The 5408-nt window shown below is 44.1% G+C and carries 6 protein-coding genes; 5 read left to right on the top strand and 1 reads right to left on the bottom strand.

Translation table 11 applies throughout. The features are described from left to right. The 5 genes from HMPREF0666_RS17735 to imm9 form a co-directional block, all read left to right on the top strand. The coding region (locus tag HMPREF0666_RS17735) for a hypothetical protein (protein WP_009013328.1) at positions 1-328 on the top strand (328 nt) is incomplete at its 5' end. Next, on the top strand, positions 325-3513 hold the full coding sequence (locus tag HMPREF0666_RS18580; protein WP_009013329.1) for a DUF6531 domain-containing protein: 3189 nt from the start codon (positions 325-327) through the stop codon (positions 3511-3513). The genes HMPREF0666_RS17735 and HMPREF0666_RS18580, both read left to right, overlap by 4 nt. Beyond that, a complete protein-coding gene (locus tag HMPREF0666_RS17540) occupies positions 3426-3809 on the top strand; it encodes a hypothetical protein (protein ID WP_157600303.1) in 384 nt (127 codons plus the stop codon). Before HMPREF0666_RS18580 ends, HMPREF0666_RS17540 begins: the two co-directional genes overlap by 88 nt. Positions 3810-3826: 17 nt before the next feature. After that, positions 3827-4348: a hypothetical protein gene (locus HMPREF0666_RS15485; protein WP_009013331.1), complete on the top strand. Its 522-nt coding sequence runs from the start codon at positions 3827-3829 to the stop codon at positions 4346-4348. Positions 4349-4477: 129 nt separating this feature from the next. Beyond that, positions 4478-4966 (top strand): Imm9 family immunity protein, encoded by a 489-nt coding sequence (gene imm9 / locus HMPREF0666_RS15490; protein WP_009013332.1) that lies wholly within the window; start codon positions 4478-4480, stop codon positions 4964-4966. 116 nt (positions 4967-5082) lie between these two features. Here the strand turns inward: imm9 and HMPREF0666_RS15495 are convergent. Next, positions 5083-5408, bottom strand: a 326-nt coding sequence (locus tag HMPREF0666_RS15495) for an IS30 family transposase (RefSeq protein ID WP_009013333.1), incomplete at its 5' end; no start/stop codon positions are given.

The raw sequence follows: 5408 nt of genomic DNA on the forward strand, positions 1-5408 counted from the left end.
GGGAAGCTCTACGGTACTTGCAGACGAGGTCCTTGTTCAACGCAGTTCCATCCAGCCCTTTTCATGTAGCACCTTTGGTTTTGCACCGCCTCCGAGACTTCATCCGGGAAAGTTCAAGAAGCCAAGTGTCTCACGCTTCCTGCCCACGCAGCTACTTTCCATTATAACCTCAGGTGGTAATCCGGTCCTTGTAGGTGGTCCACCAACGATAGACCTTTTTCAATTGGCAATGAAAATGGGACTTAAGTGTCTGACCAAAACCAAGGCCTATCAGAAACTCTCAGAAGCATTTGAGAAGACTCCTCTGGGGAAGATAAATAAAAAATGAACTGCTGCCTTTTCGGTGAGCCAGTAGACGCCGCCACGGGGCGTGTATACCATACTAATACTGACTTTGAATTGTCTGGTCCGATCCCATTGGTATGGGAACGAACTTATTACAGTGATGTGGATGTACCAGGATCTCTTGGCTACAACTGGCACCATAGTTATAATATGAGCATACGAGAAGAGGCTGGCCTTGGTATGATATTCCGCCATCCTACTGGACGAGAAACAGGATGCCCATACTTGCAAACAGGTGAGAGTTTCTATGATCGGGAGGAACATCTGGAATGGAATCACACGGAAGACGGTTACACCATCTATAATGATGACGAGGGAGTGTACTATCATTTTGCGAGTGTTCAACGTGCCGGTGGATTTCGAATGCTTACAGAAATTTCTACGGCAGACGGCTTTAAGATTCTTTTCCGTTATACAACAAATGGGGCGCTAAAGGAAATCGTTGATTCACGTGGTGAGACTCTCTATGTAAATACTGATTGTCAAGGACGTGTAGATAAAATTTTCAGACGAGCGAATAGCAAGGACATTCCTCTTGTGGGCTACCACTATGATTCATCAGGTAATATGATCTCCACGGAGGATTCTTCTGGTACGAGGAAGTTCTTTTATTATGACGGTCATCAGCTGGTGAAGCTCACCAACCAATCTGGTATGAGCTTTCACTGGGAATACGACGGTGAAGGGGAAGCCTCACGCTGTATTCATACTTGGGGTGATGACGGCGTAATGGAATACCATATTGAGTATGGTGATGGCTTTACCCGGACTACTAATGGACTGGGGCACACAACGGAATACTACTATCACGACAATAAGCTGATTTACAAGATAATAGACGCCAACGGTGGTATTACTCGCCAGCATTACAATGAGTTCAAGGAGTTGGATGTCATAGTGAATCCCGAAGGCTACAGCCGCCGTACTGTATTCAACAACTTCGGCCTTCCTGTGGAGATAACGGATGAGAACGGAGCGAAGACAAGACTTGCCTACGACGGACGTCGAAACCTTACGTCCGTTATTACCAGTACTGGGCGTAGAACGTCATGGGAATATGATGAGTATGATCGTGTGATTAAACGTACATTGCCAGACGGTAACAGTTTTAGTTATACCTATGAGGGAGGCGCACTGAAGACCATCACTGACATGGAGGGACGCATCTACACGTTGAAATTCAATAGTCGGCAGGAACTCCTGCAGCTTGTCTTCCCGAATGGCATTCACCGATCATGGGAGTATGATGAGCGTGGAAGACTTGTCAAGGCTACGGATGTCAAGGGCAACGTTACATCCTACAACTATGATGATGCTGACAATCTGATACGCCTGCATGAACCAGATGGCAATGTGCACGAGTTCTCCTATGATACCTCGGGCAACCTTATCGTAGCTTCTGATCGGCTGCGCAAGGTGGAGTTTGAGTATGGGCCACTGGGAACGCTCATCGGTAGGCGTCAGCTCGACCATCATGTGCGTTTCCGTTATGACGGTGAGCTGCAGCTGCGTGAGATTATCAACGAGGGCGGTGAATGTTATTCCTTCCGTCTTGACGGACTCGGTCGTGTCGTGGAAGAGACTGGCTTTGACGGCCTGCAGCGAAAGTACCTTCGTGATGGTGCTGGCAGAGTGATACGGGTTGTACGTCCCGAGGGAAGACAGACAGAATATGAGTATGATGGTGTGGGCAATATCCTGCAGGAAACACAGCATGACGGTCGAACAAGCCGCTTTGCCTATGACGAGGATGGGCGGCTACTGCGTGCTGAGAACAAGGAAATAAAAGTAGCCTTCAAGCACGACCTTGGGGGGCGGATAGTGAAGGAGACACAGGGCGGGCACTGCATCATGCGCAAGTATGACCGTACAGGACGCCACGTGCACACCGAGAGCAGTCTTGGTGCAAGCATTGACTATTCCCACGACAAGGATGGCAACCTCAGCGAGATGAACAGCGGAGGATGGTCAGCCAGATGGCAGCGTGACAGGGTCGGACTGGAGACGGAGCGTGAACTTACAGGCGGAGTGCATGTAAAGACACATCATGACAGCCTTGGACGTGAGACCTACAAGTCGGTGGGTGCACGCAATGTCGAGCAGTTCCGTCGCAGCTATACCTGGGGCATCGGCAACCGTCTTCATGCAACCGAGGACGGTCTTACGGGGCGCCGGGTACGCTATGACTATGATGAGTTCGACAATCTCCTTTCTGCAGAGTACAAGCAGGGGAATGACGTGGAGCGTATCTACCGTATTCCTGATCGTATCGGCAACCTCTTTGAGACACGTGAGAAGGATGACCGTAAGTATGGTGCGGGCAGCCGTCTGACAGAAGACCGTGACTATTTCTATCACTATGACTGCGAGGGCAACCTCGTGTTCAAGGAGTTCAGGACGCTGGACTGGGCTGGCGTATCCGTTCCGCTTGGCGTACAGAAGGCACATCTGGAGGAGGAGCTCGGCATAACCTTCCGTGCCTTTGGTGCAGGCTGGCGTTATGATTGGCAGAGTGATGGTATGCTGTTGAGGGTTGTTCGTCCCGACAGCAAGGAAGTGTCATTCGCATACGATGCGCTGGGTAGACGAACCGAGAAGACCTATGAGGGCGTCGCTACTCATTTCGTGTGGGATGGCAATGTACCTTTGCATGAGTGGCAGGAGGTTTCGTCTGATGCCGAAAAGACAAACATCACAACCTGGCTCTTCGAACAGAACACGTTCATTCCTGCTGCCAAGCTCGCTGCCAACGGCGAGAGCTTCTCCATCGTGTCTGACTACCTCGGCACTCCCCTGCAGGCATTTGACAATAACGGCAACAAGGTTTGGGAGCAGGAGCTTGATATCTTCGGCAGGAAGAGGACGGGCAACAATAATTCCTCCTTCATTCCGTTTAAGTATCAGGGTCAGTATGAGGACATTGAGACTGGACTGTATTACAACCGCTTCCGCTACTATGATTCATGTACAGGCAATTACATCAGCCAGGACCCGATTGGGTTATCGGGGGGAGATAATTTATATTCTTATGTACAAAATCCAACAATATGTATAGATACGTTTGGGTTATCTGGGCAAAGATGGGTGGGGAAAACAAAAAAGATGGGACTCCGTACAAGAAACCTGGCCCTAAGCCTAAAGGAACAGGAGAACACAATGCAAAAATAGAAGAAATTATTAACCGAGAAGCATCAAAACCAGGTATTACTCATATCGGTGGCGGATCAAAGACTGAAATAACTATCAATACACCAAATGGTAGTAAACCTTATCGAAGAATGGATGCTTCATTCCAAAGAGCAGATGATAGTATTTATCATATAAATGTTGGTAGGACGTTGAATGATGATAAGACAGGTATAAAGAGAGAGCGATTAGCTCTTGAAGAGGCTCTTGATGATGGACATGACGTCTCGTTTGAAGGTTATGGGAGGGATTCGGATTTTAGAAAAAACAAAAATTAGACACACATTAATTGCTTATGTCTTATATAAATGTTATTATGCCTTTAGTTGAGTTTGTGCCATATGTTAACAATATGGTCGTGAAATATGATTGTGTTGTATATTTAAGGAAAAAGAACACAAAAGATGTTTTATATACATCAAAGCTTAATATGGAAAATTATAGAAGTGTTATTGGTGATGGCATAGAGGACAAGTTGTTTTTCTTTGTCTCTTTAAAAGATTACAACGAAGCAGGTATTTCTTTTTATGATGATGAAGTATGCAAGGGAACTATTGAAGGAATAGGAGGAAGGGCAAATGAAAACGAAGTTGAGTTGATTTCATTGCGGTTGATTTCTAAAGAACCTGAAAGAGAGATTAAAAGATTATTTAATGCCATAAGGAATAAACTAAAGAAAGATCCAACAATAGGCGTTGGTGTTCAAAGTGGCTCATCGAGGTATCCTAAATTCTTTTATCAGAAGTCGCTGACAGACAATAAGGTCTTTAAGTTTGACCTCAATAATGACAAATTGCCTGTTATCAAGCCATTGTAGGAGATGTTAAAGCCAAATCGGTCATTAGAGATTTTGGAGAGAAAAGCGTTATGAATTGCTATCAGTTATTGGAGAAAATATATTACTTCACGCATTACAATTACCATACATCTTGAATTTCCTGACAAAATGAAAGCGAAATTTTCTAATGACCGCATTTGGGTTAAAGTGTTGCTACAGATTGAAATTCCTCGGCTAAGCGAGGATGTTGATATAGTTTCTATACGGAAAATATTAAATGAGTATGTAACATCTCTTATTCCTCGGATCAATATCCAAGATTTAAAGGATTGGAGTCTTTTGATATGGGTAGCTTTCCGGTCTACAAATGGAATCGGCGTTTTTAAACGAGCAAGACGTTACCCTTCAGATAAAGAATTTGAATTTTCGATTTCTGTTACTATCCCAGATGATAATCAGGCTTCGTATGGTCTTTCCAAAGTAAAAGAAGCATTCTACACACCACTGAGTGATAAAAGTTTTTATAGCTTAGAATTTAACTTTGAAGACTACAACAGTTTATACGAATACATTCTTGACAGTTCTAAACATGCAATAGATTTGGCCTTTATAAAAGGTATTACATGTAATGGCAAAAAGATTAAGTTTCAAAAATAAGGATGATACTCTAATGTATTATCAAGGTATGTGAGTTTAATCTTTCAAGAGAAAAAGAATCATTAACAGCTGAAGCAACAGTAAAAGATTCGTGAATTCAACAAGCAAGTGCAAATTTACTTAATTAGTTCGTAAAAGCAGTCCTGTGGTGTTTTAAAATCTAATTTCTTTCTTGGCCTCATGTTAATTTTCTTTGAATACTTCGTGATTTGTTGCTGGCTGATATGCTCAAAGGTTTCTTTTTTTGGCACGTATTGCCTAATTAGTCCGTTAGCATTTTCTATAGCGCCTTTCTGCCATGAAGCGTATGGGTCAGCAAAATATATGGTGACACCAAGGCTTTTGGCTATCATTTCATGACAAGCGAATTCTGTACCATTGTCAGTTGTAATAGACTTGATATGGTCTTTGAAAGGAGATAGTAAGTGTATTACAGTTCGTG

Origin of the sequence: Prevotella sp. C561 (assembly GCF_000224595.1) — a bacterium.
Taxonomy (GTDB): domain Bacteria; phylum Bacteroidota; class Bacteroidia; order Bacteroidales; family Bacteroidaceae; genus Prevotella; species Prevotella jejuni.

Excerpts from the sequence above, each read along its gene's own strand:
- HMPREF0666_RS18580 (WP_009013329.1), top strand. The coding sequence starts at position 325 with ATGAACTGCTGCCTTTTCGGTGAGCCAGTAGACGCCGCCACGGGGCGT.
- HMPREF0666_RS17540 (WP_157600303.1), top strand. The coding sequence starts at position 3,426 with ATGGGTGGGGAAAACAAAAAAGATGGGACTCCGTACAAGAAACCTGGC.
- HMPREF0666_RS15485 (WP_009013331.1), top strand. The coding sequence starts at position 3,827 with ATGTCTTATATAAATGTTATTATGCCTTTAGTTGAGTTTGTGCCATAT.
- imm9 (WP_009013332.1), top strand. The coding sequence starts at position 4,478 with ATGAAAGCGAAATTTTCTAATGACCGCATTTGGGTTAAAGTGTTGCTA.